General features: G+C 64.0%; 1 protein-coding gene and 1 pseudogene. Both read left to right on the forward strand.

Annotated elements, in window-relative coordinates; all coding sequences use genetic code 11:
* Nucleotides 1-665: 665 nt before the first annotated feature.
* Nucleotides 666-880 (forward strand): annotated as a pseudogene (locus tag ACFWZ5_RS46120) (1-deoxy-D-xylulose-5-phosphate synthase N-terminal domain-containing protein); the annotation flags it as partial.
* A 207-nt stretch (nucleotides 881-1087) separates the two neighbouring features.
* Nucleotides 1088-2433, forward strand: a 1346-nt coding sequence (locus ACFWZ5_RS46125; protein WP_384893250.1) for a cytochrome P450, incomplete at its 3' end; no start/stop codon positions are given.

The following is a 2433-nucleotide window of genomic DNA, read 5'->3' on the forward strand; positions in this document are numbered from 1 at the left end:
CAACGTCACCCTCGGCCAGGCCGCGATGGCCGCGCCCGCACCAGGACCTCGGCGGCGACCACTTCCTGGAACGCACCGGGAAGACCCGGGCCGCCCGACGGCTGGCCAGCCAGCTCAACCAACTCGGCTACCAGGTCAGCCTCCAGCCCACCGGGCCTTCCTGACCGCCAGTTGATGTTTGCCAACGAAGAATCTTCGTATCAGGGTGTCCGTGCTCGATGGCCACCCGCCGCACGGAGGCGGCCAGCTGGGCCTCCTCAACCGCTCTCCATGACCAGTTGCCGCAGCAGGGTATTCGGTGTTCACTCACGGCTTCCCGCCCCTCCCGGAAGGCAGACCAGCCCCGGCCCAGACCATGTTCCGCACCACCGGCGTTCACAAGGGCACAATGTTGCATGCGGTGCATGGCGTTCGCGGCGCCGAGCCTCTGGACGGTGTGTCGGTGGGGTTGTCTGATGTTCGATACTGCACTGCCCGGCCCTTCAATCCCGGCCGAAGGAGACGCGGATGCCCCTGCCTGGCGGTTCCTCGACGGTGCTGCCTGAAAACCTCGACGCCGTGCGCGTCGTACCGGCGGCGGATCTGCCGGCCCTGGCCGCACGGATCCGCCGCCTCCTGATCGAAGCGGTGTGCGCGACGGCGGGCATCTCGGACCGAACCTCGGCATGGGCAAGGCCACCCCGGCGCTGCACCGCGTGTTCGACTCACCGCAGGACACGCTCGTCTTCGACACCAAGCATCAGGCGTATGTGCACGAGCTGCTCACCGGCCGGGCCAAACAGTTCACCACCCTGCGCCAGAAGGGGGCCTGTCCGGCTACCCCTCACGGGCCGAGTCGGTACACGACCTGGTGGAGAACTCGCATGCCTCCACCGCGCTAGCCTACGCGGACGGCCTGGCCAAGTCCCGCCACCTGGCTGGCAAACAGGACCGGGCAGTCGTCTATGCCACCCAGAACCGCCAGACCGCCATCAAGGAACTGTCCATAGGCCGCAGGCGTGCTGCAGAGTGGCAGCAGCTTGCTCAGGACGGACTATCTGAAGGCGCAACCCAGCCCCCTCGATCCCTTGTCCAGTGGAAGGTCGACATGCGCACATCGCCCCCGAAGGTGCCAGGGGGACTGCCACTCCTTGGTCACACCCTGCCCTTACTCCGTGATCCCTTCCCGTTCCTGGCGTCCCTTCCCACCTACGGCGATCTCGTCCAGGTCCGGATCGGACCCCTCAAAGTGATCGTCGCCTGCAACCCGGAGCTGACCGGTCAGGTCCTTCGCGAAAGCCGGGTCTTCGACAAGGGTGGCCCCATAGTTGAACGGGTGCGTGAAGTGCTCGGTGACGGTCTCGGTACATGCCCGCACGACCGGCATCGGCGACAGCGCCGCATGATCCAGCCCGCCTTCGCCCCGGCCCGCCTGCCCCACTACGCCAAATCGATGACCGCGAACAGCATCAGTCACGCGAATAGTTGGCACGAAGGCCAGATCATCGACGTATCCGAAGAGATGACGGCACTCATGCTGAAGGTTCTAGTGGAGACAATGTTCTCCACAGCAGTGTCGCAAGAAGTCCTCAACCAGATTTGCGAAGACACCTCCACTGTGATCAAAGGAATGTACCGGCGAACCGTCGTGCCACCCACGGTCAACAATATTCCCACTCTCGGCAATCGCCGCTACCGCCAAGCAAGGGCCCGGCTGCGCCGCGTCGTCGCAAGCATCATCGCTGATCGCCGCAGCAGCGAGCGCATTGACCGCGGTGACTTGCTCTCCGCGTTGCTCACCGCCCGCGACGCCGACGCAGAAAGCGATGACCAAGGACTGAGTGACACCGAAATCACCGACCACATCACCACCTTCCTCGTCGCAGGATCAGAAACCACCTCCAACACCCTCGCGTGGGCTTTCTATCAGCTGGCACATTCCCCCGAATTCGAAGAACGCCTTCACCGCGAAATCGAAACGGCTCTCTCCTCTTGCCCCGCAACCATGGAAACCCTTCCTGAGTTGACGTTCGCCAGCAGCATTATAGCCGAGGCCCTCCGTATGTATGCCGTCCCGCTGGCCACCCGAACGGTAACCAGCGACATCCAGCTTGGCGGGTACTCTCTGCCCGCGGGCTCCACGGTCGCCTACAGTCCGTACCTCATCCACCATCGAAGCGATCTGTACGCAGACCCCGAGCGGTTCGACCCCGACCGCTGGAATGACTTCACATCGTCTCGCTACGCTTTCATCCCCTTCGGCGGGGGCGCCCGTAAATGCATCGGCGATAAATTCGGGCACACCGAAGCCGTCCTCACCCTGGCCACCATCGCCGCCCGCTGGAAATTGGAACTCCTCAATAACCGACCTATTTTTCCCCGAAACGCCCTCACAATGATCCCCAAGGGGCTTCGGATGCGCGTCGCCTCACGCCAACGCAACTACCGGCCGTC

Source organism: Streptomyces sp. NPDC059003 (assembly GCF_042740445.1).
GTDB lineage: Bacteria > Actinomycetota > Actinomycetes > Streptomycetales > Streptomycetaceae > Streptomyces.